Raw genomic sequence first — 23,817 nt, 5'->3', positions numbered from 1 at the left:
GGCCAAATATCTAATGGTTTATGAGGAAAGTATTATTGATTTTGTTTGTGTTTGTTTGTACACAATTGTTTTCACAAAATGGAACACAATATAGAGGAGAAAGAGATAAGATTCATGATTTAGTTCATACAAAATTAAAGGTTGATTTCAACTTTGATAAGCAAACAATGAATGGTGAAGCATGGATAACGGCTAAACCTCATTTTTATGAAACCGATAGAATTATCCTTGATGCAAAAGCTATGGTGATTCATAATATCACAATGGACGATAAACCATTAAACTTCAATTATGATGATTTTCAAATCACTATAAATCTTCCAAAAAGTTATAAAAGAGGTGAGCAATTTACATTTTATATAAAATACACCGCTCAACCGGAAAAGGTAAAACAAAAAGGAAGTAAGGCTATTACTTCTGCTAAAGGTTTGTATTTTATTAATCCAAAAGGAATTGATAAAACGAAACCTACTCAAATTTGGACTCAAGGAGAAACAGAAGCAAGCAGTTGTTGGTTTCCAACAATCGATGCTCCAAATCAAAAAACTTCACAAGAAATTTACATAACGGTTCCTAAGAAATATGTAACGCTGTCAAATGGAAAATTAGAAAGTCAAAAAGAAAATGAAAATGGGACAAGAACGGATTATTGGAACTTTACACAAAAACACGCTCCGTATTTGTTTTTCATGGGAATAGGGGAGTATGAAATTGTAAAAGATGCTTATAAAAATATTCCTGTCGATTATTATGTAGAGAAAGAATATGCTCCTTACGCAAAAGAAATATTTGGTAAAACTCCTGAGATGTTAGCGTTCTTTTCAAAAATTACAGGTGTGGAGTATCCATGGAATAAGTATGCCCAAATTGTGGGAAGAGACTATGTTAGCGGGGCAATGGAGAATACAACGGCTGTTATTCATGGAGAACAAGCGTATCAAACTCCTGGAGAATTAATCGATGGAAATAGACAAGAAAACACCATTGCTCATGAGGCATTTCATCATTGGTTTGGAGATTTAGTAACAACAGAGAGTTGGAGTAATTTAACTTTGAATGAAAGTTTTGCTAATTACAGCGAATATTTATGGAGAGAATATAAGTATGGAAAAGATGATGCTGATGCACATTTATTTTCGGATATAGAAGGTTATAAAAATGGACAAAACTATGATAAGCACTTAGTTCGTTTTTATTATGATGACAAGGAAGATATGTTCGATGCCGTTAGTTATAACAAAGGAGGAGCCATATTACATATGCTAAGGAATTACATTGGGGATAAGGCATTTTATGAAGGTTTAAATAAATACCTAACGCAATATAAATATCAAGCAGCTGAAGTTCATCAGTTACGTTTGATTTTTGAAGAGATAACAGGTAAAGATTTAAATTGGTTTTTCAATCAGTGGTATTATGGAAATGGACATCCAAAGTTGGATATATCCTATGATTATAATGAATTGCGTAAAACTGTTACTGTTAATGTTTTTCAAACTCAAAGCGAAGAATTTAAATTTCCTTTGGCTATTGATGTTTTTGAGGGAACTAAAGTAACTCGTCACTCGGTTTTTGTAAACAGAAAGGAGTCTTCTTTCACACTTCCTTATACCAAACAACCAAAATTAATTCAGATAAATGCTGATGGAGTTTTACTTTGCGATGTGAATGAAAATAAAGTTCTTAGCGATTATATTTTTCAATTGCAAAATGCTAGAAGTTATGTTCATAAACGAGAAGCATTAATTGAAGTAGCTCAGAAACAAGATGATAATAACGCCTTCGAAGCTATATCTAAAGCCTTAAACGATGATTTTTATTTAATTCGTAAAATGGCATTAGAAAACATTAATCTAATCAATAAATTTTCTAAGCGTCAAGTCATTGAGAAAATTAAGGTAATGGCCAACAATGATCCTAAAACTCTAGTACAGGCTGCAGCTGTTGAAACATTAGGGAAATTAACAGATCCTGAATTGAAATCAATTTTTGTAAAAAGTTTAGAAAGTAAATCTTATGCAGTTGTGGGGAAATCTTTAGTTGCCCTGTATTATGTTGATAAACCATTAGCCGTTGCAAAATCAAAAGAATTGCCAGCTCAGGTTAAGAAGATTATAGCAACTCCCCTAACTAGAATTTATTTAGAAGAAAATGACGAAGATGAGTTAACTTTTATTGCAGGAAATGTTATTTCAGGGATGTTTTTAAGTTCTGATAAAAGTACACAAGATTTGTACAAAAGAGCCTATGATAAAATTGCAAAAGGAAACAATTCCATAGCAATTCAAAATTTAGTTAACGATATTGTTACCAAAGGAAAACAATATAAGCAATATGGTTTTGATAATGTAGGAATTGATTTAATGCGAAAAATGGTAAAGACTCAAAAATCAGCTAATAAGCCTAACGAAATAAAAAATATTGCCATAATTCAAGATGCAATGAGAAGATTATTAGAATAATCCATAACAATTGTTAATTTTGGTATTGTATTTGTCATAATTGATAAAACTAATTTTTATGTATAAAACATTACCTACTTTTTTAACAGTCTGTCTTATTATTCTAGCCTCATGTAGTAGCGTTAAATCTACTCAAAAGGCGATAAACACTGGAAACTACGATAAAGCTATTTCAATAGCTATTAAGAATTTAGAAAAGGATAAGTCCAAAGAAAAAAATCAGCCTTATGTAACTATGCTTCAAGAAGCTTTTAAGAAAGCTTCCGAGAGAGATTTGGAACGTGTTGAATTTTTGGAAAAAGAAAACAATTCTCAGAACTTACGTTCAATTTTCGAGTTGTATCAAGGTTTAAAGAATAGGCAAGAACGTATAAAACCACTTCTTCCGTTAAGAATTTTAGCAACAGGAGAAAATGCTGACTTTGATTTTGTGAATTATGATGAAGCTATTATATCAGTAAAAGAGGAATATGCTCTACATCTGTATAAAAAGGCAAAAAATACATTCAACAAGGCTAGGGGAGATAAAATGACGTATCGACTAGCATATGATCAATTCAAAAGTGTATCGAGAATATATCCTAATTTTAAGGATATAAATTCATACATGCAACAATGTCATGATAAAGGAACGGATTACGTTCATGTTGCTGTTTTTAACGAAACAGATCAAATTATCCCAAGAAGATTAGAAGAGGATTTATTAGCAATAGACACTTATGATTTGGATGATTTTTGGACAGTTTATCATTCCCAAAAGATGAAAAACAGAGTTTATGATTTTGATTTAGAGCTCAACTTTAGAAGGATATTAGTTTCTCCAGAACAAATAAGAGAAAAAGAAATTATTAGAGAAAAAGAGATTAAAGACGGTTACAAGTATTTAAGAGATAGAAAAGGAAATTATGTTTTAGATAGTTTAGGAAATAAAAAGAAAGTGGATAATATGGTTGTTGTTCGATGTAACTTTTACAGGTTTACTCAATTTAAAAGTAGTAACGTAAGTGCAGTTGTAAAGTATATTGATAATAAAAACAGACAATTAATCGATCAATTTCCTTTAACAAGCGAGTTTATTTTTGAGCATAGTTATGCTGATTATGATGGTGATAAAAGAGCTTTAAATAATTCGAATTTGGATTTAATTAGATTGGAAGCGATTCCCTTTCCAACTAATGAACAAATGGTCTATGATACTGGAACCGATATCAAGCAAAAGCTAAAAAGAATTATTAGAAGAAATAAATTCAGAAATTAAAGTGGATTTATTTAGTCAGTTTGATAGAAACACAAATTTACTTCCTCAAGACGGGGAAGTAAATTATTATGGTTGTGTATATTCAAGAAGTGAGGCAGATGAATTATATGAGTATTTGCTAAATGAAATTGAATGGAAAAATGATCAAGCTGTAATTTTTGGAAAGTTAATAACTACGAAAAGAAAGGTTGCCTGGTATGCAGAAGAGGCTTTTGAATATTCTTATTCAAATATTACGAAAGTAGCTTTAAAGTTTACTGAGGAGTTATTGAAAATAAAATCTCTTGTGGAAAAGCAAACAAATGAAACTTATAATTCGTGTTTGTTAAATTTATACCATGATGGGGAAGAGGGAATGGCTTGGCATAGTGATGGAGAGAAAGATTTAAAAAAAAATGGAGCAATAGCTTCAGTTACTTTTGGAGCCGAAAGAAAATTTGCTTTTAAACATAAACGAACCAAGGAAGTAGTTTCATTAGTACTTCAGCATGGTTCGTTATTAGTTATGAAAGGAGAAACTCAAACGAATTGGTTACATCGATTGCCTCCTACAAAGAAAGTTCATCGTCCTAGAATTAATTTGACCTTTAGGACGATTATTTCCTAATCTCTTTTAACTACATCACCAGATCCAACAGAACTTGTATCGATGTATTTTGCGCTACCTTTATAATAAACGCTTCCAGAGCCAGCAATGCTTGCCTTGATTCTTTCAGTAACTGTAGCCTCAACATCACCTGAACCTGCGACACTAACTCTTAAGGTAGATACTGTTAAATCATAAGCTCTAATATTTCCAGAACCTGCTACAGAACATTTTAATTTATCACTAGTTCCTTTTAAATCTATATTTCCTGATCCGCCAATAGATGCTTTCACTGTTTCAGCCTTAACGTTTGCTTTAATATTGCCAGATCCTCCAATTGCTAAACCTACTTCATTACCTTTAATCGTTTTTTTAGAAATAATACTTCCAGAACCACCAAGCGCGAGACCATTTATATCTTCGAATGGAACAGTTACAGTTAATTTTTTTCTAAACCTTAAATTAGTGTTTTTCTTAACTTTTATTTTGAGCGTACCTCCCTTAACTTCGGTTATAATATAAGGAAGTATATTTTCTTCACCTTCTAATGTAATTTTTCCTTCTTTGCCATCAATTAAGACTACATCGAATGAACCACTGAGACTTACGTCATCAAAAGAACCGACAGATCGTTTTTCTGTAACAACATTTCCGTTACCTTTTACTTTTTTAGAGTTCCACCAGCTTTGAGCGAAAACGCTTGAACTAGTAAAAATTAATAGTGCAAATAATAGATTTTTCATTTTTTATTATAACTTTAAGATTCATTAATTTTTTCATTGAGACCCAAAATCATAAATAACAAAATTACCCGATTTCTAAAGTTTTTGTACATAATTACATCAATCTTAGTAGGCTATGCCTTGGTGATTGAAAATATAAACCTCGAGTTTGCAATAAAACTTGTGGCTTTGTTTTCACTGTCATTTTTGTACTTAGAAACTACTTTAAAGGTTAATCATTGGTATATTACTATTTTGTTATTTTCAATAATTTCAGATTCCTTATTTATTTTTGATGAGTTTTATTACCCAGCTTTGTTTTTTTTGATTTTAAATAGGTTTCTATATATTGTAATTATCAGAAGAACAATATTTCCTTATTCTCCAAAAATTATACTCTTATATTCAATCCCTTTTCTATTAACTTTTTTGATGATTTACTTTCTCATTTACGAGTATTTAGTAGATATTCAGTTTTTTGCGTTTTTATTTGGAATTGTATCTGTTTTTATGTTTTCGTTGACGTATTTAAACTTTCTTAAAAAAAATAATAAGAGATCTAGATATTACTTTTTCGGTACTTCATTAATGCCTTTTGCAGATATATTGATGGCTATCGCGTATTATATAGATTCACATTTGATTTATGTAATCATATACCACATGATGTATTACGTTGGACGATTTTATATTTACAGGGCAATGGTTATGCATCGAAATAAGTACTAATCAACAATCTTTAGAGATACTCCACCATAATTAGATCGAATTCTTACAGAAGATTTAGAGTTTCCTTTACCAAAAACACCTTCATAATACTTTTTTGTACTTTTTTTAATAGACTTAAATGTCTCTGTGTACTCTTCAGGGTAATTAAAACTAGCATAACCTAAGTCAACCGAAAAATTAAAATTGTTATCAGCAGCTGTTCCAATTTTAATTCCAGCGTAATTCCCATCAATAACAACTTCTTTAAAACCTTTTACCAGTTCGGATACTCTTAGTCCTCCATAATCTGTATCAATTTTTAAAGACTCACGCAATTTACCAATTTTCATGCCCGCATAATCTGAGCTACCATCAACAGAGTAAGCATCTTTAATTGAAATACTACCGTAGTCACAATTGAAATCTACAGAATCTGAATTACCAATTTTTACTCCACTGTAATCTGCATTTACCTTAATATTATCAGTTTTATCAATAGTTATTTTTGAATAATCTACATTTAAACTTCCTGATTTCATATAACGAATATCCGAACTACTACAATAATCTAATTCAATAGTATTATTCGAATTCATAAGCTTATCAATTTGAATAGAACCATAATCACAGTTTATATTTGCTTTACCTTCTAGTACGTCTAAGTCTATACTACCATATTTATTGTTTAAATCGGCATTGTTCGTAACAGGCATTTTTACGTAGTAGTTGATTTTATAACTAAGATTATTATTGTTGCTTCCCCACCAACTCCAGCTTGATTTAACACTTTCGATAATAGTTCTGGCTTCAACTAGACTTTCAGAAGCTTCAAAATCAATGTTAATGGCTTTTAATTTTTCCTCAACTTTATCTTCGTTTTTACCTTTGACAGTAATTTTCACATCGATTTCAACATTGTTTTTGTCCCAAGTACTTACGTTAATCGTTCCGTATTTATTTTGAATAAAAACTGTTGCATTGCTATTTACCTTGAACTTTTTACTAATAGTTTTTGTTTTTTCATGCTTTTTAATAGGGTGTGCTATTAAGAATAGGGGCATAAATAAAAGTACTGCAAATATTTTTTTAAATTGTTTCATTGAATTCTATATTTTGAATATCAGGATTTTTTAATCGTTCTAATAATGACTGTAAGCTTTTTAAAATTTTTAATCGTTGTTGATAGTTTGTAACCATCGCTTGAATGATTTGCTCTTCATTACCTTTAAATTCTAGATCTTTCACATAAGTTTGATAATGTTCCTCAAGTTCCTCAATGTCATCTAATGCATCTTCTATAATGGTTTCGGTATCGAGGTTTCTGTATTTCTCAATTTCTCTTAATTCATGATTAATAGCATTCACAAAAAACATCTGAGTTTCTCCCATTTCAGGACTAATATTGTGTATATTATTTTCTGATTTTGGAGATAAAAGGGTACCAAAATAAAACCCTATTAATAATACCACTGATGCAACAACTGAAAGCCATTTAAATGATATTCCCCTTGACTTTGTTTGTCCTTCTAACTTTCTAAAAAAGCGATCTTCATGTCCCGAATGAGGATCAAAAATATCTACATCACTTTTTGATAAAAAATCTTTCAACTTATCTTCCATACATACTTATTTTCGGGTTCTCTTTAAGTAAAACTTGCTGTAATTTTTTCTTAGCTCTTGAAATAGTTGTTCTAACGTTTTCATTACTGTAATTTAAAATAGCAGCTATTTCTTCATTATCGTAACCTTCGATTAAATTCAGATTTAAAATTATTCGATAATTATCCTTTAAATTATTGATGGTTTTTAAAATATTTGTAACACCAACGTCTTCATAATTAATTTCAATATTAACATTACTTTCTTCATCAGAGACAACTTCCATTTTAACTTCTGAATAACGATTGTTCTTTTTGAGTTGTGTTAAACTTTTATTGATGACTATTCTTTTTAACCATGCACCAAAAGCGACTTCGCCTTTGAAACTATTAATCTTAGTAAAAGCAGTTAAAAAAGCCTCTTGCATTAAGTCTTCTGCTTCAAACTCGTCTTTCAAAATTCTGTAAGACGTGTTATACATAGCTTTATAATACTGCTTGTACAGTTGCATCTGAGCTGTTTTATCATTCTTTTTACAGCGTTCGATTAGTTGATTAATATTTAGTTTTTCAGCGTTCAAAAAAAATCTTTTCTATGATAAAGACATACCCTTTTACAAGTTGTTACACTTTTTTGTTTTTTTATTAAAAAACTTAATAAAATTGTTAGTAAAGAGCTCAATTATAAATTTAAAAATATTAAAATATCCACTATATTTGGCATAATGATTGAAGAAGTAAAGTTAATAGAATGTCCTAGAGATGCGATGCAAGGAATTAAAAGTCATTTTATTCCTACAGAATTAAAAGCAAAGTATATAAACTCATTATTAAATGTTGGTTTTGATACTATTGATTTTGGAAGCTTTGTATCTCCGAAAGCGATTCCCCAAATGAGAGACACAGACAAAGTTTTAAATTTACTTGATCTTTCTTCTACAAGAAGTAAACTTCTTGCAATAGTGGCTAATATAAGAGGTGCAAATGATGCTTGTGTTTTTGAAGAAATTGATTATTTGGGATACCCATTTTCTATTTCTGAAAATTTTCAAATGAGAAATACACATAAAACTATAGCTGAATCAGTCGACATATTGAAGGATATTTTAAATATAGCTTACAGAAACAATAAAGAGGTAGTTGCTTATTTATCAATGGGCTTTGGAAATCCTTATGGTGATCCTTGGAATGTAGAAATTGTTGCAAAATGGACTGAAAAACTTGCAAAATATGGAGTTAAAATTGTATCTTTGTCTGACACCATAGGTAGTTCAACTCCTGAGGTAATAGAATATTTGTTTTCTAGTTTAATCCCCAAGTACCCACAAATTGAGTTTGGAGCACACCTTCATACAACTCCAAATAAGTGGTTTGAAAAAATAGATAGTGCATACAAAGCAGGGTGCAGAAGGTTTGACGGAGCAATAAAAGGTTACGGAGGTTGTCCAATGGCGAAAGATGAATTAACTGGTAACATGCCTACTGAAAAGATGCTATCTTATTTCACCACGAACAAGGTTACCACAAACATTAAGCCATTGAGTTTTGAAAGTGCTTATAATAAAGCTTTAGAAGTTTTTAATACTGTTGTGTAATGAAAATTAAATTTTTAATAATATTCTTCTTAAGTGCTGTGATTCCAAAAGAGTCGCCAACGAACACCGATAATGATGGTGTAACATTAGGTTCGTGGGAAATTAAGAATGGTATATTTATTGAAAATAATGATGAAGAAACAAATATTGCCAGATATAACTGGAATATTTTCTACAATATGTTTCCTAAACGAATTACGCAGCGTTATATCAAGAAATTAGTTTTAATGACGGATGGTGAAGATGAAAAAACAGGAGCTTTAGGAGCTTTAAATGATAAAAATAATGAATGGCAATTGGTCTTAGATCCAATTGATGTTGATTTTACTAGTAAAGACGAAACAAGAATTTCTCAATCTATTTATACTTTAGTTCATGAGTTTGGTCACTTGTTGACCTTAAATCACACTCAAATAAAACCAGTCAAAAAGACCGAACAACAAAAAGGAGATCCGTATGTTACTATTGAAGGTACAGCGGTTAAAAACAGTTATATTAATAAGTTTGTTGATGAGTTTTGGGATGGTGGTTTGTTAAAAGAGTGGGATTACATTCAAAGAAACTTTTGTGTTACAGAACAAAAGAGTTGTTTGGAAAAACTGTATGGTTTATATAAAGATAATTATACCGATTTCTTAACAGATTACGCTGCTGAAAGTCCAGAAGAAGATATAGCTGAAAGCTGGACAGCATTTGTATTAGGTGAAAAAATAAAGAATCCACAAACCATTGCGGAAAAAAAGATAAACTTTTTCTATCAATTCGAGGAGTTGGTTTACTACAGAAAAGTTATTCGTAAAAATACTCGCAAATACCAATAATATATATTAGCTTCTCTTGCTATGAACAACTTAAAAAATATTGTATTTCTAATTGTATTAGTAATACTAACCTCTTGTAAATCTGACTCAACAAGCACTTTTAAATTTACTATAATACAACTCAATGATGTATATGAAATTTCCCCAATACAAGGCGGAAAATTCGGTGGAATGGCTAGGGTAGAAACCTTACACAAAGAACTCTTAAAGGAGAATCCAAACACCATGCTGGTTTTAGCTGGTGATTTTTTAAATCCATCACTTTTAGGAACTATTAAAGTAAATGGAGAACGTGTTCGAGGCAAACAAATGGTAGAAGTAATGAATGCTATGAACTTCGACCTAGTTGCTTTTGGTAATCATGAATTTGATTTGAGTTATCAAAATTTACAAAGTCGCCTAAATGAAAGTAAATTTGATTGGATATGTTCAAATGTTTATCATAATCTAAACGGTGAGAAGAAGTCTTTTGGTAAAATAATAGAAGGTAAAAAAAAGGAGATTAATCAAACTTTTATAAAAGAGTTCAATTTTGGTTCTAAAACTTTTAAAGTTGGTTTTATAAGTGTTTGCATTCCTTCAAATCCGAAAAGTTATGTTACTTACACTGATATTTTTGAGGAAGCAAGAAAATCATACACTGAATTAAAAGATAAAACGGATATTGTTTTAGGTTTAACCCACGTAAAGCTTGAAGACGATATTAAAATAGCAGAGATGCTTCCTGATATTCCTTTAATAATGGGAGGTCATGAGCATACAAATAAGTATGAAAAGGTTGGCAATTCTCTTATTACAAAGGCCGATGCTAATGCGAAAACTGTTTATGTCCATAAGTTCGAGTTCAACTCAACAACCAAAAAGTTAAATTTTAATTCCGAATTAATAACAATTGACGAATCGATAAAAGCAGATAAAGAAGTTGGCGCTGTAGTATCTAAATGGGAAAATATATTAAATTCTGAAATTAAAGAGATTATTGAAAATCCTAATGAGATTATTTACACAACTGAAACTCCTTTAGAAGCTAGAGATACTCCAGTCCGCTCCATTCAAACAAATATGGGAGAGATAGTGGCAGAATCTATGAGCAATGCTTATGATAATAAAGTTGATTGTGCTTTTGTTAATGGAGGTTCTATTCGTATTGATGATGTTTTGTCTGGAGAGATTTCAGCAGTTGATATTTTCAGAGTTTTGCCTTACGGAGGTCCAGTTTTAAAAGTAAAATTAAAAGGAGAATTGTTAAAAGAAGTGTTAGATTATGGTGAAAAGTCATCTGGTACTGGAGCTTATTTACAACGATATAATATTTCTTTTAAAAATGATATGTGGTTTGTTCAAAACGAGCCGATAGACAAAAATAAGATATACTCTGTAGCTACATCTGACTATTTATTGAAAGGTTTTGATATCCCATTTTTAAAGCCTTCAAATAGTCAAGTTATTGAGGTATATGTACCTACGAAAGAAGAGCAAGCATCCGATGTTCGTAAATCTGTAATTACTTTTTTAAAGACTAAATAATTTATTTAAATTTAATCTAAATAACACTTGTAGAATTGATTTTCTTTTCTATTTTTGCATCGTTATTTGAAATTAATCTAAATAAAATGAAAAAAGTAATTGTAGCTTCACTAGCATTCACAACATTATCAATTGTATCTTGTTCAGATGATGACAATATCAATTCATCAGTAACTGCTCCGCTAACATATAAATTTGAAAGAAACGGAAGTTCTTCTGTAAGTTACTCAGGTCAAACTACTCGTATTAAAATGGGTGAGGAGTTCGTTTCAGCTTTAATGGATCCAACGAAGACAGAAGCTCAATTGGACGGAATGTTTGCTCACGTTGCCGGAAATAATGATTTTTCAGAAGCAGAATTAAATAGTTCTGATAAAAGTATTAGAAGTAAGACTGCAGCTTCACGAGATTATTTTTCTACAAACACAGCTGAGGCAACAACTTTAAAAGGAAAGTTTGATACTTGGATTGCAGCGCAGGTTTCTGAGGTTTTTCCTAACTGGAATACATTAGCATCTGAAGGTGTTGCAGGTCAAATTCAAGAAGCTGGAGGCGGATCAATTCGCTATGTTAACGCAAAAGGGTTAGAATATAATCAAGCTATTAATAAAGGATTAATTGGTGCTTTAATGGTAGATCAAATGTTAAACAACTATTTAAGTATTTCTGTTTTAGATGAAGCATCAAATATTTCTGATAATGATTCAGATATTTTGGCAACTGATAAGAATTACACTACTATGGAGCACAAATGGGATGAAGCATTTGGATATTTATATGGTACTGATGATGCTGAAAATCCTCAATATGGTGCGGATAGCTTCCTAAGTAAATATGTTGCTAGAGTTGAAAATGATGCGGATTTTGTTGGTATTTCTAAAGAAATTTATGATGCATTTAAATTAGGAAGAGCAGCTATCGTAGCTAAAAATTATGATGTTAGAAATGCACAAGCTGCTATTATTAGAAATGCAGTTTCAAAAATTATTGCTATTAGAGCAGTTTACTATTTACAACAAGCAAAAGCTACATTAGCGAATGACAAGGCTTCTGCATTCCATGATTTATCTGAAGGTTTTGGATTTATACAATCTTTGCGTTTTACAAGAAATACTTCAACAGATACGACACACTTACCTGCCAATGATATTGAAGGTTTCTTAACAACTTTAATGGAAAATAATGGATTTTGGGATGTTACAAATAATACGCTAGATGATATCTCAACTAAAATTGCAAATGCATATGGATTTACTGTAGCGGAAGCTGCTAATTAAATCTATTCTAAATAAAAATAATTAAGTAAAAAGTAGTTATGTTTCATAGCTACTTTTTATATTTGCACTGTTTATTTAGAATAAATAGAAATAATAATTATGATTAAAAGATTTTTCTTACTACTTACAGTTTTAATTGTTGCTTTTTCATGTTCAAATTCGGATAATGGACCTGGTGGTAATTCGGATAATTTTGATAGATCTTCATTATTAGCAAATGTTGCAGATAACATGGCAAAGCCTGTATTTGCTGATTTAAAAGTGAAATTGGAGGACTTAAAATCAAAGTTTGATAGTTTTAATAGTAATCCAAATACATTAACATTTTCTGAAGTTAAAACATCTTGGTATAATGCTTATAAAGTTTGGCAATATGCTGCAATTTTTGAAATTGGAAAGGCTGAAGAATTACAGTTTGTAAACCACTTTAATATTTATCCGGTTACAGTTGCTGATGTTGAAAATAACATTGCATCTGGAACGTATGATTTAAACAACGTAAATTATCACGATGCACAGGGTTTCCCTGCACTTGATTATTTATTCTTTGGTGTTGCAGCTACTGAAACTGATATTGTAGCAAAATATACTTCTGATTCCAATGCGGCTAATTACAGAAAATATGTTTATGATATAATTGCTAAAATGACAGATATTGCAACTCAAATTTCCGATGATTGGAATGGCAGTTATAGAGATGATTTTGTTTCAAATTCTGGAAATACAGGGACTAGCGCATTAAATAAGTTTGTTAATGATTTTATTTTCCACTACGAAAAAAGATTAAGAGCAAATAAATTTGGTATTCCAGTAGGAAATTTTTCCGCTACACCATTACCAGAAAAAGTGGAGGCGTTTTATGCGAAACAATATTCTCGTGATTTAGCTTTAGAGGCATTATCTGCAGTTGTTGGTGTTTTTTCAGGAACACCGTATGGAGGAACTTCCTCTGGAGCAAGTTTTCAAACCTATTTAAATAGTTTAGATAGATTTAATTTAGCAACATCTATTACCACTCAATTTGAATCAGCAAGAACTCAAATTAATTCTTTGAGTCCTAGTTTATATGAACAGATTAATACTAACAATCAGCAAGCCTTAATGGCTTATGATGAATTACAAAAAGCAGTTGTACTATTAAAAGTAGACATGCTGCAAGCTTTTAATGTAAGTGTTGATTTTGTCGATGCTGACGGAGATTAGAAATTAAGAGGAAAAAATAATAAAACTGTCTGTTATTCAGACAGTTTTTTTATGTATCAGGATAATTGTATTTTAAAACTTACATAAATAAAACAATAAGTGCGACTCCACTTGCATTTTTTAGAATTGCTTTCGGAGTTTTGATGTGCTTAAGTATTATTAGGTTTTGGTATAATGGATGGGTTGAAAAACTATACATTACACCAAAACTCTTTTTTTCTTTTTATGGTTTTGAATGGGTAAAGCCTTTTGGAATCTATACTTATTTACTTTTTATTTTCTGCGGATTATCCGCTTTCTTCGTAGCAATTGGCTATAAATATAGAATTGCCATTATTTCTTTCTTTTTAAGTTTTACTTACATAGAATTAATGGACAAAACGACTTACTTAAATCATTATTACTTCGTAAGTCTTGTCAGTTTTTTAATGATTTTTTTGCCTGCAAATGCAACATTTTCAGTCGATAGTTTTAAAAAAGGAATTGAATATTCAAAAATTCCAAAATGGACTGTTGATAGCATAAAATTTATGTTAGGAATAGTCTATTTCTACGCAGGTTTAGCAAAATTAAACTCTGATTGGCTTTTTCGAGCTCAACCTTTAAAAATTTGGTTGCCATCTAAGTACGATTTGCCATTAATTGGAAATAATTTAATGCAACAAGATTGGTTTCATTTTGCCATGAGTTGGAGCGGAGCAATTTATGATTTGTGCATTCCGTTCTTATTACTTTTTAAAAGAACCAGAATAATCGGTTTTGTTTTAGTTGTAGTTTTTCATGTCTTTACCAGGATTTTATTCCCAATCGGAATGTTTCCATATATTATGATTGTGGCTACAATGATTTTCTTTGAGCCAAGTTTTCATGAAAAGGTGATTTCTTTCCTGAAAGAGAAGTTCAATATGTTTCGTTATCAAGTTCAAACCAAAGATTTCTTCTGTTATAAAAGTAACTTCGTTCCAACATTTATAGGAGTATTTATATTTATACAGTTGTTATTTCCTTGGAGGTATTTATTATACCCAGGCGAATTATTTTGGACCGAAGAAGGTTATCGTTTTTCGTGGAGAGTCATGTTAATGGAAAAAGTAGGCTATTCAAATTTTAAAATAGTTGATGGAAAAACAAAGCAGTTTTTCTATGTAGATAATAAAGATTTTTTGACTTCTTTTCAAGAGAAGCAAATGAGTTTTCAACCGGATTTTATATTAGAGTATGCACATTTTTTAGGTGATCATTTTACAAAAGATGGTCATCAAAATGTTCAAGTATATGTAGAGTCGTATGTAGCTTTAAATGGAAGACCAAGTAAGCTGTATATAGATCCGAACGTTGATTTGTACAAACAGAAAGAAAGTTTTAAACATAAAGATTGGATTTTACCTTTTAACGATGAGATTGAAATTAAAGGATTATAGTATTGTATTTGTATTGTTTTTAGTTGTAACGGTTTTAACTGCTCAAACAAAGTTTACTGGAGTTGTTACTTCAGAAACTAATAAAAAACTTCAAAAAGTACAGTTATTTGATGTGTCAGGAAATGTACTATCTATAACAGATTCTAAAGGATACTTTGAATTCACAAGTCCAAAGAAAGCATTTACAGTTGTTTTTTATTTGGATGATTACGAGCTATTTGAAACTAAATTCGATGCAAATACTAAGACTGTATACAATATTACTTTAAACGCTTTTTCAGAGGAGTTATCAGAGGTTGAAATTAAAGCAAAAAAGCGTAAGGCATTTGAGTTGAAAAGACTAAAAGATGTAGAAGGAACGGCAATTTACGCAGGAAAGAAAACAGAGGTGATTTTAGTAACAGAATCTACTGCAAACTTAGCAACAAATAATGCTCGTCAGTTATACAATCAAGTTGCTGGTTTAAACATTTTTGAAAATGATGATGCTGGATTGCAATTAAATGTTGGAGGTCGTGGTTTAGACCCGAATAGAACTTCAAACTTTAATACTCGTCAAAATGGATATGACATAAGTGCTGATGTGTTAGGTTATCCTGAAAGTTATTATACGCCAGCGGCAGAAGGAGTTCAAGAAATACAAGTAATTCGTGGTGCAGCTTCATTACAATATGGAACTCAATTTGGAGGGTTGATTAATTTTATTATGAAGAAGCCAAATCCAAATAAAGCTTTTGAAGTGGTTTCTAGAACTACATTAGGAAGTTTCAATTTGTTTACAAATTTTACAAGTATTGGCGGAACATCAGGAAAATTAAGTTATTACGGATATTATAATTACAAGCAAGGAGATGGTTTCAGACCAAACTCTGGTTTCAATTCTAAAAATGCTTATGCGTATTTAGGATACGATTTCACTACAAAAACAAAATTAGAATTAGAAGCAACATATTTAACCTATTTAACACAACAAGCGGGTGGATTAACAGACAATATGTTTGCGGATAATCCATTTCAAAGCAATAGAACTAGAAACTGGTTTAATGTAGATTGGTTGTTGTATAATTTAAAATTCACACATGATTTTACTGAAAACACAAAGTTTACATTTAGTTTTTTTGGTTTAAATGCTGCGAGAGATGCTGTTGGGTTTAGAGACAGAAGAGTAGATGTAGCTGATAATTTTGAAGCTCGAGAATTATTAAGTAGTGATTTTAGTAATTTTGGATTTGAAGCTCGCTTTTTAGATAAGTATACTTTTTTTGGAAAAGACGCTACCTATTTAATAGGAGGGAAGTACTACAATGCTAGCAATACATCTTTTCAAGGTCCTGGAACGGATGAAAGTGATGCTAATTTTTCTTCTGCATTGGATCAATTTCCAAATTATACTTTTCAGTCTGATTTCGATAATCCGAATGAAAACATTGCAATTTTTGGAGAGAATATATTTTATCTAAACGATAAGTTTTCAGTAACTCCAGGTTTCAGGTTTGAATATATTAATACTGGAAGTAATGGTTTTCGAAAAAGGGTAAATACGGATGGTGCAGGCAACCCAATTGGAACAGTAGAAGAATCGGATAACTTAACCAAAGAACGTTCTTTCGTTTTATTAGGATTAGGATTGAGTTACAAACCGAGTGATGTTTTAGAAGTATATGGTAATGTTTCTCAGAATTATCGTTCTATTACATTTTCAGATGTAAATATTGTGAACCCTTCAAATGCAGTAGATCCTAACTTAGACGATGAAAGAGGTTTTACCATTGATGCCGGAATTAGAGGTAATTTAAATAAGTTTGTTTCTTATGATGTAAGTGGATTTGCTTTATTCTATAACAATCGTATTGGTGATTTTACAACAACAATTCCACCTTTAAATACAGTTGGTCAATTAAGAACAAATGTAGGAGAAGCACGTATACTTGGGTTAGAATCTTTGATTGATCTTAATTTGAAAAGAGTATTTGATTTAACAAATGATTACAGCCTTAATACTTTTATCAACACGTCATTTATAACTTCTGAATATACAGATTCCAAAGAAAATAATATCAAAGGAAATAAAGTTGAATTCGTTCCAGATGTGAATCTAAAAACTGGATTAAAATTCGGTTATAAGGATTTTACTACAAGTCTTCAATATTCATATTTATCAGAACAGTTTAATGATGCTAATAATTCAGATCAACCAGACAATTCAAATGCAGTAAGAGGACCAATTCCAGCTTACGGAATCTTAGATTTCTCGGCATCTTATTCATATAAGTTTTTTAAGCTAGAATTAGGTGTAAACAATCTTTTAGATGAAACTTATTTTACAAGAAGAGCTACCGGTTATCCTGGTCCAGGTATAATTCCTTCAGCTCCTCGAAATTGGTATACTACTTTACAATTTAAACTTTAGAATTATTCTAAATAAGAGAGTGTTTGTTTCGTTTTTCACCTTCAGGGTAATTTGTTGTATTTTTATATAAACGATTATCAATATGTTAAGGTTAGTAAATCTTCAGGAAGAGTTAATTAAAAACAGAGACAAAGAATTAAAAGGTAAGAGTGTTATAAATTGGGTAAACAGTCTTTTAAAAGAAGTCGATAATCAACATCAAAGAATTGAGAAAACACTTAAAACGTCCCAATCAGATGGTTTTATTAATAAGTTTACTATTGAAAAACTTGATAGTGAAAGAGTATTTCATATTTCTCATATAAAGAACACGTGTGTACAGTACAGACTAAAATTTTTAGATACTTCTTTTTTTAAAGGTGATTATCCAAAAGAAACGATAAGTAAAATTAATGAGCTAGAGAGAAATCATGGTATTCAAATACAAGGATATAAGATTATTGCTCCTTCAATTTTATTTAAATTAAAAAAAGCGGATGATCCGTTATTATTCGCGCCGTTAGGAAATAATCTATACTATTTAATTGATAAATGGGGAAACGATATTAATGCAACAAGGCGCATTAAGTATTGGCCAGTTCGAACTTTTGATAATTTTGCTTTTACATTACTTTTTACCACAGTTTTGTTAACCGCTTTATGTCATAGGTTGTTTTTTGGTGAGAACGGAACTATTGCCCATTTCTTTATTGTTTTCCTGTTCTTTTTAAAAGGTGTCATTGGAATGGCTTTATTTTTTGGTGTTTCAATAGGTAAAAATTTTACCGAATACTCATGGCGAAGTGAACACGATAAAATTCGATAATTATTTATTTTTATAAACAGGTTAAAATGAATCTGTTGACTGGTGAATGATTCCGAAAGTTTATTTAGAGTAGTTAAAATCGTTTGTTTTTTTGATAAATTTTATTGTAAATTTAGTACGTCTAACTAAACTTAATTATAAAAATATGGGTAATCCTGTCAATGTAAATGGAGTAACACTTACTCTTGTAGATTTCAAAAAATTTAACAACGCAAATATCGATGCTCAATTCAGAGCAACAGGTCCTTTGGTAAATATTTCAGGAGCTGAAGGCGGAGGAGCAACTCCTTATACCGTAACAGTTTTAGCGTATATTCCAAGTAATCAGCCTTTAAATCCGGTTGATAATACATCAGGTCTTTCTTTACAAGGGAATCAGATTTATTTAAATTATTATGGTGTTACTGAGATGCAAACTTTAAATAAACAAGGAGGTTGGGATACCGTTTTATGTAGAGATTTTAGAGTTGAGTTTAACTGTAACGAGCAGGCTTCACAGTATGATTTGTATTACATACAATTTAATTATCAATTAGATGCTGGAACTCCTTCAGTTGATGCAATTTGTGTGAGAGACCAAGATGATGATCCAGAAACAGATAGAGGAACTGTAACTCGACCTTCAACACCACCACCAACATTGTAATTTATACTTTTGAAATATTATTTTTCCTTTTTAATCCTTGTTGTTTTATCGTCAATAAGTAATCTTTCAGCTCAAAAGAAAAATTACTTGACGATGATCGGAGATTCTATTTGTGATAAATCTAATAATGTTGTTTTCTGCAAGGCAATAGAGTTTTACAGGAGTCAGCAATACGATTCTTGCTATGCATATAGTAATAGAGCGTTAATGATGACAAATGATAAAGTGGAAAAGGATTTTTTTCACTGTATTCATGGATATAGCGCCTACACCAAAGGATTATATAAAAAAGCGTTACTAAGTTTTAATAGTATTTCTAATTCTGATAATTATGCCCAGATAAAGAATTATTTACTTGGTAACGTTCATCTGAGTTTGAAATCTTATGATAAAGCGGTAAATAATTATAAATTTTGGATTAAGAATAATAAGGATACCAACAATGTTATCAATAAAGCAGTTTTAAGGAATTTAGGTTTATCGTACATACATCTAAGAGATTATGAAACTGCTAGAGATTATTTTGATAAAGAATTATCCTTAATTGATAGTAATGACACCGTTGCTTTAATTGATGCTAAGACATATTTGGCTAATGTTTATTATAATCAATATTTAGATGATGATGCGATTCCATTATTTAAAGAGGTTTATGAACTATCCAAATCATTCGATAATGTTGAGCTAAAACATAATGCATCATTAAATATGGCTGTAGTTGAGCGTAATAGAAAAGACTATCAGCAAAGTGTAGCATATTACAGAGAGCATATAAAATGGAAAGATTCTTTATTTAATAGAGATAAGATTTGGGAGCTTACTGAAAAGGATAAACAATTTGCAGTAGCTCAGAAAGAAAGTGAAATAGCAATTCAAAATGAGAAATTAAAAACTCAGAAAGTAGTACAAAAAGCTTTGATTTTTGGTGCTTCTGGATTATTAATATTTCTTGTTTTCTTAGGTTTTTTCTATAAAAAACTACAAAAGAAAAATTCTTTAATAACCCAGCAGAAAGAGGATTTGGCCATCGCGAATAAAACAAAGAACTATTTATTCTCAGTTGTGTCTCATGATTTGCGTTCTCCAATGAACACTATAAAACATCAACACTTACAACTTAAAAAACATATTGAGAGTAATAATATTGAAGGAATTAGAGAAGCAAATAATTCGGCAATAACAGTTACAGAAAGTACTAGTCATTTGCTAAATAATGTTCTTCACTGGTCGTTGGAACAAAACAATCAGATGGTTTTTGAACAGAAAGAATATCCTTTCAAACCTATTATTGAACATGTTTTATATGATTATGAGAATTTAATAGAAGCTAATGATGTTGAAATTTCGACTAATTTCATTAAAAACTCATTGATAAAAGCAGATAGAGAATCCTTAAAAATTGTTTTAAGAAATTTATTAGATAATGCTGTTAAATATATGAATGGAAAAGGAAAGCTTCAGATTGAAATGGGAGTAGATTCTCAGGATTATGCATACGTTTCAATTCAAGATACAGGAATTGGAATATCAAAGGAGAAGTTAGAAAGAATCAATAGCTTAAAGGATGTTAGTATTGATAAGATTAACCGTTCTGAGGGTGTTGGTTTAGGTTTAATTTTATGCCAAACTTTGGTAAAAAAGAATCAAGGTATTTTATCTTTTGATAGTGAAGAAGGGAAAGGAACTAAGGTTACAATACAATTACCAAGAAGCGAAGCTTAGGGCTAATTACTTTTTTATATATTTACTGTATCAAACCAAATTTACATGAAGAACCTCCGATTACTGTTATTAGAAGATTTAGATGAAGAAGCCAAGGAAATCGTATCATTTTTAGAAGAAAATGAATATGAGGTAATTAGAGTAAAAAATATTGAAGAGGCGGAAAAAGAAATAAAGAATCGTTTTTTTGATTTGGTGATTCTCGATATCATGATAGATGGTAAACCAGAAGGAATTACGTTTGCTCAACGAATCAACAAAGAAGGAATAGATGTACCATTTCTCTTTTTAACAAGTATGCAAAGCCGAGATATTTTTGATGAGGCTAAGCTTACAAATCCACTAGTTTATTTACTGAAGCCATTTAATAAGTTAGAACTATTATATACGCTAGAATTGGCTATTGAATCATGCTATGATCAAAGCAATAGTATTAGTTTTGATGATGAAAATGCCGTTTTAAGCCCTAAATTTTTGTTCATAAAGCATAAGCGTAGTGTTGTTAAAGTTGATGTTGATGCAATTGATTATGTAGATGTAAAAGAGAAATATTGTAATTTAAAATGTGGAGAAAGTAGATACTTGGTAAAACTTTCTTTAGTGAAGTTAAAGGAGATGTTGAACAACGATAACTTCAGGCAAGTACATAGGAATTATCTAGTGAACATGAAGAGTATTAAGGAAATTTACCTTGAGGATAACTTGATAATTTTAAATAATCTAGAACAAATTCCGTTTAGTGAGCGTTACAAAAATGCTTTCGTAAGAGATAACACAATTTTTAGATAAAAATTTAAGGTAGTTATCACTTCATGAAAAGCTCAAACTACCTTAAGTCACTATAATCCCCTAAATGACTTTCTTATTGTTCTGATTTTACAGGAACATTTTCAATGTTTTGGTTTCCAAAAGAGAAACCTCCTGTTCCGTTCCATGCATTGTTTATATCCATGTGTGCATTGAATTTTTGTAGGTAACTTCCAATCGCTGGTGGCGGAACAGAAACTACATACTCACCACTCAAGCTTACAATTTTAGTAACTTCTCCATATCCAGTTGCTCTAACATTTCCAGTAACTCTTACTTCAATAGGAGCTCTATCAATAGCTTGGTTAATTTCTACCATTCCTGATACTGTTCCAGAAGCTGCATTTACAACTAATGAGAAATGTGCAATTGGAGCTCCAGGCATCCCCACATTACCAATAGTTCCTTTTACTAAATAGGCTGAGTCGATTAATGATTTTGGTTCTTTTAAAGTAGACATAATAGTTTGGTTTTAAGAGTTGTTTTTATTATTGTTTGTTGTATACATTCTCAAAGATATTTTATCAAATAGGTGTTTTTAATATTTATTCCTTAAACGTGTAAATATTGACCATAAGCGTTTTATCAATATTATGCTTGGCTTAACATAAACATAAACTTAGAATTCCAATAAAATCAGTATATTTGCATGCAATTAATTAGAAACCTTATATTGATTGCAACATGAATGCTCACTCATCTAAATTTGTAGGAGAAGGATTAACTTACGATGACGTTCTATTAGTCCCAGCTTATTCAGAAGTACTTCCTAGAGAAGTAAATATTCAAACAAAGTTTACAAGAAATATCACCATTAATGTACCAATAGTATCTGCCGCTATGGATACGGTTACAGAAAGTGCGATGGCTATTGCTATTGCCCGTGAAGGTGGTATTGGTGTTTTGCATAAGAACATGACTATCGAACAGCAAGCTCAAGAAGTAAGAAAGGTAAAAAGAGCGGAAAGCGGTATGATTATAGATCCTATTACTTTACCATTAGATGCTGTTGTATTGGATGCTAAAAAAGCCATGAGAGAGCACAAAATTGGTGGGATTCCTGTAGTAGATGAAGAAAAGAAATTAGTTGGTATTGTTACAAATCGTGATTTACGCTTTGAAAAAGAAAATGACCGTGCGATAACAGAAGTAATGACCTCTGAAAACTTAATTACTGTTGCAGAAGGAACTTCTTTACAACAAGCGGAAATTATTCTACAAAGTAATAAGATTGAGAAATTACCAGTTGTTAACGAGCAATATAAATTAGTAGGTTTAATTACATTTAGAGATATTACAAAAACAACTCAAAAACCAATTGCCAACAAAGATAGTTTAGGTCGATTAAGAGTTGCTGCTGCATTGGGAGTTACTTATGATGCTGTTGATAGAGCGGAAGCCTTAGTAAAAGCAGGAGTAGATGCCGTAATTATCGATACTGCGCATGGACACACTAAAGGTGTTGTAACTGTATTAAAAAGTGTAAAAGAAAGGTTTCCAAATCTAGAAGTTGTAGTAGGAAATATTGCTACACCTGAAGCTGCCAAGTACTTAGTGGAAGCAGGTGCAGATGCAGTAAAAGTAGGTATTGGTCCAGGTTCTATTTGTACTACGCGAGTGGTTGCCGGTGTTGGTTTTCCTCAATTTTCTGCCGTTATTGAGGTAGCTGCTGCAATTAAAGGTACTGGTGTTCCAGTTATTGCAGATGGTGGAATTCGATATACAGGTGATATACCTAAAGCGATTGCCGCCGGAGCGGATTGTGTAATGCTTGGTTCGTTATTAGCAGGGACAAAAGAGAGTCCAGGTGAGACAATAATCTACGAGGGCAGAAAGTTTAAATCTTATAGAGGAATGGGGTCTGTTGAAGCTATGAAACAAGGTTCTAAAGATCGTTATTTCCAAGATGTTGAAGACGACATTAAAAAATTAGTCCCAGAAGGAATTGTTGGTCGTGTTCCATATAAAGGAGAATTATATGAAAGCATTCATCAATTTGTTGGTGGATTGAGAGCTGGAATGGGATATTGTGGAGCGAAGGATATCGACACGTTAAAGGAAACCGGTAAGTTTGTAAGAATTACAGCGAGTGGTATTAATGAAAGTCACCCTCATGATGTGGCTATTACTAAAGAAGCGCCAAACTATAGTAGAAGATAAATAAGTTTCATAAATGTATTGAAACATATATTTAAAAAGAATCAAAAGAAAATGACCTTTTGATTCTTTTTATTTTTTGAGGTTTTGTA

Annotated in this window: 21 protein-coding genes; 16 read left to right on the top strand and 5 right to left on the bottom strand. The window is 30.9% G+C overall.

Annotated elements, in window-relative coordinates; translation table 11 throughout:
- Positions 1 to 20: 20 nt before the first annotated feature.
- The 3 genes from ACOSP6_RS07205 to ACOSP6_RS07195 are packed head-to-tail and all read left to right on the top strand — an operon-like array spanning position 21 to position 4,327.
- Entirely contained in the window at positions 21 to 2,462 is a 2,442-nt protein-coding gene (locus ACOSP6_RS07205) for a M1 family aminopeptidase (RefSeq protein ID WP_422093687.1), read from the top strand.
- Positions 2,463 to 2,520: 58 nt separating this feature from the next.
- A complete protein-coding gene (locus ACOSP6_RS07200; protein ID WP_422093688.1) occupies positions 2,521 to 3,720 on the top strand; it encodes a hypothetical protein in 1,200 nt (399 codons plus the stop codon).
- 1 nt (position 3,721) lies between these two features.
- On the top strand, positions 3,722 to 4,327 hold the full coding sequence (locus ACOSP6_RS07195) for an alpha-ketoglutarate-dependent dioxygenase AlkB family protein (protein ID WP_422093689.1): 606 nt from the start codon (positions 3,722 to 3,724) through the stop codon (positions 4,325 to 4,327).
- Here ACOSP6_RS07195 and ACOSP6_RS07190 read toward each other — a convergent pair.
- Positions 4,324 to 5,049, bottom strand: a complete 726-nt coding sequence (locus ACOSP6_RS07190) for a head GIN domain-containing protein (protein ID WP_422093690.1) — start codon at positions 5,047 to 5,049, stop codon at positions 4,324 to 4,326. The genes ACOSP6_RS07195 and ACOSP6_RS07190 overlap by 4 nt on opposite strands.
- A gap of 411 nt (positions 5,050 to 5,460) precedes the next feature.
- Between ACOSP6_RS07190 and ACOSP6_RS07185 the strand changes: the two genes are divergently transcribed.
- A complete protein-coding gene (locus tag ACOSP6_RS07185; RefSeq protein ID WP_422093691.1) occupies positions 5,461 to 5,757 on the top strand; it encodes a hypothetical protein in 297 nt (98 codons plus the stop codon).
- Here ACOSP6_RS07185 and ACOSP6_RS07180 read toward each other — a convergent pair.
- The 3 genes from ACOSP6_RS07180 to ACOSP6_RS07170 are packed head-to-tail and all read right to left on the bottom strand — an operon-like array spanning position 5,754 to position 7,915.
- Positions 5,754 to 6,836 (bottom strand): hypothetical protein, encoded by a 1,083-nt coding sequence (locus ACOSP6_RS07180; RefSeq protein WP_422093692.1) that lies wholly within the window; start codon positions 6,834 to 6,836, stop codon positions 5,754 to 5,756. The genes ACOSP6_RS07185 and ACOSP6_RS07180 overlap by 4 nt on opposite strands.
- The gene (locus ACOSP6_RS07175) at positions 6,823 to 7,356 is read right to left on the bottom strand and encodes a hypothetical protein (RefSeq protein WP_422093693.1); all 534 of its coding nucleotides are present in this window, start codon (positions 7,354 to 7,356) and stop codon (positions 6,823 to 6,825) included. The genes ACOSP6_RS07180 and ACOSP6_RS07175 overlap by 14 nt, the downstream gene beginning before the upstream one ends.
- On the bottom strand, positions 7,346 to 7,915 hold the full coding sequence (locus ACOSP6_RS07170; protein WP_422093694.1) for an RNA polymerase sigma factor: 570 nt from the start codon (positions 7,913 to 7,915) through the stop codon (positions 7,346 to 7,348). The genes ACOSP6_RS07175 and ACOSP6_RS07170 overlap by 11 nt, the downstream gene beginning before the upstream one ends.
- Positions 7,916 to 8,062: 147 nt before the next feature.
- On the opposite strand from ACOSP6_RS07170, the gene ACOSP6_RS07165 reads away from it, so the two are divergent.
- The 11 genes from ACOSP6_RS07165 to ACOSP6_RS07115 all read left to right on the top strand — a co-directional run bounded on the left by ACOSP6_RS07165 (position 8,063) and on the right by ACOSP6_RS07115 (position 21,550).
- Entirely contained in the window at positions 8,063 to 8,929 is an 867-nt protein-coding gene (locus tag ACOSP6_RS07165) for a hydroxymethylglutaryl-CoA lyase (protein WP_422093718.1), read from the top strand.
- Entirely contained in the window at positions 8,929 to 9,750 is an 822-nt protein-coding gene (locus ACOSP6_RS07160; protein WP_422093695.1) for a hypothetical protein, read from the top strand. The genes ACOSP6_RS07165 and ACOSP6_RS07160 overlap by 1 nt, the downstream gene beginning before the upstream one ends.
- 21 nt (positions 9,751 to 9,771) lie before the next feature.
- The gene (locus ACOSP6_RS07155) at positions 9,772 to 11,277 is read left to right on the top strand and encodes a bifunctional metallophosphatase/5'-nucleotidase (RefSeq protein WP_422093696.1); all 1,506 of its coding nucleotides are present in this window, start codon (positions 9,772 to 9,774) and stop codon (positions 11,275 to 11,277) included.
- Positions 11,278 to 11,363: 86 nt separating this feature from the next.
- Positions 11,364 to 12,554, top strand: a complete 1,191-nt coding sequence (locus ACOSP6_RS07150) for a DUF4856 domain-containing protein (RefSeq protein WP_422093697.1) — start codon at positions 11,364 to 11,366, stop codon at positions 12,552 to 12,554.
- Between the two features lie 99 nt (positions 12,555 to 12,653).
- A complete protein-coding gene (locus tag ACOSP6_RS07145) occupies positions 12,654 to 13,757 on the top strand; it encodes an imelysin family protein (protein WP_422093698.1) in 1,104 nt (367 codons plus the stop codon).
- A 143-nt stretch (positions 13,758 to 13,900) separates the two neighbouring features.
- Complete coding sequence (locus ACOSP6_RS07140; RefSeq protein WP_422095713.1) at positions 13,901 to 15,178, top strand: HTTM domain-containing protein; 1,278 nt, start codon at positions 13,901 to 13,903, stop codon at positions 15,176 to 15,178.
- Positions 15,153 to 17,588, top strand: a complete 2,436-nt coding sequence (locus tag ACOSP6_RS07135) for a TonB-dependent receptor family protein (RefSeq protein WP_422093700.1) — start codon at positions 15,153 to 15,155, stop codon at positions 17,586 to 17,588. Before ACOSP6_RS07140 ends, ACOSP6_RS07135 begins: the two co-directional genes overlap by 26 nt.
- Before the next feature lie 82 nt (positions 17,589 to 17,670).
- Positions 17,671 to 18,393 carry a hypothetical protein gene (locus ACOSP6_RS07130; protein ID WP_422093701.1) on the top strand — a complete coding sequence of 241 codons (723 nt, stop codon included), beginning with the start codon at positions 17,671 to 17,673 and terminating at the stop codon, positions 18,391 to 18,393.
- 145 nt (positions 18,394 to 18,538) lie between these two features.
- On the top strand, positions 18,539 to 19,039 hold the full coding sequence (locus tag ACOSP6_RS07125) for a hypothetical protein (RefSeq protein ID WP_422093702.1): 501 nt from the start codon (positions 18,539 to 18,541) through the stop codon (positions 19,037 to 19,039).
- A 93-nt stretch (positions 19,040 to 19,132) separates the two neighbouring features.
- Positions 19,133 to 20,761, top strand: coding sequence for a tetratricopeptide repeat-containing sensor histidine kinase (locus ACOSP6_RS07120; RefSeq protein ID WP_422093703.1), 1,629 nt, complete (start codon positions 19,133 to 19,135; stop codon positions 20,759 to 20,761).
- A 45-nt stretch (positions 20,762 to 20,806) separates the two neighbouring features.
- On the top strand, positions 20,807 to 21,550 hold the full coding sequence (locus ACOSP6_RS07115) for a LytR/AlgR family response regulator transcription factor (protein WP_422093704.1): 744 nt from the start codon (positions 20,807 to 20,809) through the stop codon (positions 21,548 to 21,550).
- A 73-nt stretch (positions 21,551 to 21,623) separates the two neighbouring features.
- Here ACOSP6_RS07115 and ACOSP6_RS07110 read toward each other — a convergent pair whose 3' ends face one another.
- Entirely contained in the window at positions 21,624 to 22,028 is a 405-nt protein-coding gene (locus ACOSP6_RS07110) for a DUF1842 domain-containing protein (protein ID WP_422093705.1), read from the bottom strand.
- Between the two features lie 224 nt (positions 22,029 to 22,252).
- On the opposite strand from ACOSP6_RS07110, the gene guaB reads away from it, so the two are divergent.
- Positions 22,253 to 23,728 (top strand): IMP dehydrogenase, encoded by a 1,476-nt coding sequence (gene guaB, locus ACOSP6_RS07105; protein WP_422093706.1) that lies wholly within the window; start codon positions 22,253 to 22,255, stop codon positions 23,726 to 23,728.
- The last annotated feature ends 89 nt before the right edge of the window (positions 23,729 to 23,817 follow it).

The organism is Tenacibaculum sp. MEBiC06402 (genome assembly GCF_049239625.1).
Lineage (GTDB): Bacteria > Bacteroidota > Bacteroidia > Flavobacteriales > Flavobacteriaceae > Polaribacter.
Note: the sequence above shows the minus strand (reverse complement) of the source record. Positions and strands in the feature narration are given on the sequence as shown.

Bases quoted from the DNA above. Each gene is read 5' to 3' on its own strand.
- ACOSP6_RS07205 (WP_422093687.1), top strand. From the start codon at position 21: ATGAGGAAAGTATTATTGATTTTGTTTGTGTTTGTTTGTACACAATTG.
- ACOSP6_RS07200 (WP_422093688.1), top strand. From the start codon at position 2,521: ATGTATAAAACATTACCTACTTTTTTAACAGTCTGTCTTATTATTCTA.
- ACOSP6_RS07190 (WP_422093690.1), bottom strand. From the start codon at position 5,049: ATGAAAAATCTATTATTTGCACTATTAATTTTTACTAGTTCAAGCGTT.
- ACOSP6_RS07185 (WP_422093691.1), top strand. From the start codon at position 5,461: ATGATTTACTTTCTCATTTACGAGTATTTAGTAGATATTCAGTTTTTT.
- ACOSP6_RS07180 (WP_422093692.1), bottom strand. From the start codon at position 6,836: ATGAAACAATTTAAAAAAATATTTGCAGTACTTTTATTTATGCCCCTA.
- ACOSP6_RS07175 (WP_422093693.1), bottom strand. From the start codon at position 7,356: ATGGAAGATAAGTTGAAAGATTTTTTATCAAAAAGTGATGTAGATATT.
- ACOSP6_RS07160 (WP_422093695.1), top strand. From the start codon at position 8,929: ATGAAAATTAAATTTTTAATAATATTCTTCTTAAGTGCTGTGATTCCA.
- ACOSP6_RS07155 (WP_422093696.1), top strand. From the start codon at position 9,772: ATGAACAACTTAAAAAATATTGTATTTCTAATTGTATTAGTAATACTA.
- ACOSP6_RS07150 (WP_422093697.1), top strand. From the start codon at position 11,364: ATGAAAAAAGTAATTGTAGCTTCACTAGCATTCACAACATTATCAATT.
- ACOSP6_RS07145 (WP_422093698.1), top strand. From the start codon at position 12,654: ATGATTAAAAGATTTTTCTTACTACTTACAGTTTTAATTGTTGCTTTT.
- ACOSP6_RS07140 (WP_422095713.1), top strand. From the start codon at position 13,901: ATGTGCTTAAGTATTATTAGGTTTTGGTATAATGGATGGGTTGAAAAA.
- ACOSP6_RS07135 (WP_422093700.1), top strand. From the start codon at position 15,153: ATGAGATTGAAATTAAAGGATTATAGTATTGTATTTGTATTGTTTTTA.
- ACOSP6_RS07130 (WP_422093701.1), top strand. From the start codon at position 17,671: ATGTTAAGGTTAGTAAATCTTCAGGAAGAGTTAATTAAAAACAGAGAC.
- ACOSP6_RS07125 (WP_422093702.1), top strand. From the start codon at position 18,539: ATGGGTAATCCTGTCAATGTAAATGGAGTAACACTTACTCTTGTAGAT.
- ACOSP6_RS07120 (WP_422093703.1), top strand. From the start codon at position 19,133: ATGATCGGAGATTCTATTTGTGATAAATCTAATAATGTTGTTTTCTGC.
- ACOSP6_RS07115 (WP_422093704.1), top strand. From the start codon at position 20,807: ATGAAGAACCTCCGATTACTGTTATTAGAAGATTTAGATGAAGAAGCC.
- ACOSP6_RS07110 (WP_422093705.1), bottom strand. From the start codon at position 22,028: ATGTCTACTTTAAAAGAACCAAAATCATTAATCGACTCAGCCTATTTA.
- guaB (WP_422093706.1), top strand. From the start codon at position 22,253: ATGAATGCTCACTCATCTAAATTTGTAGGAGAAGGATTAACTTACGAT.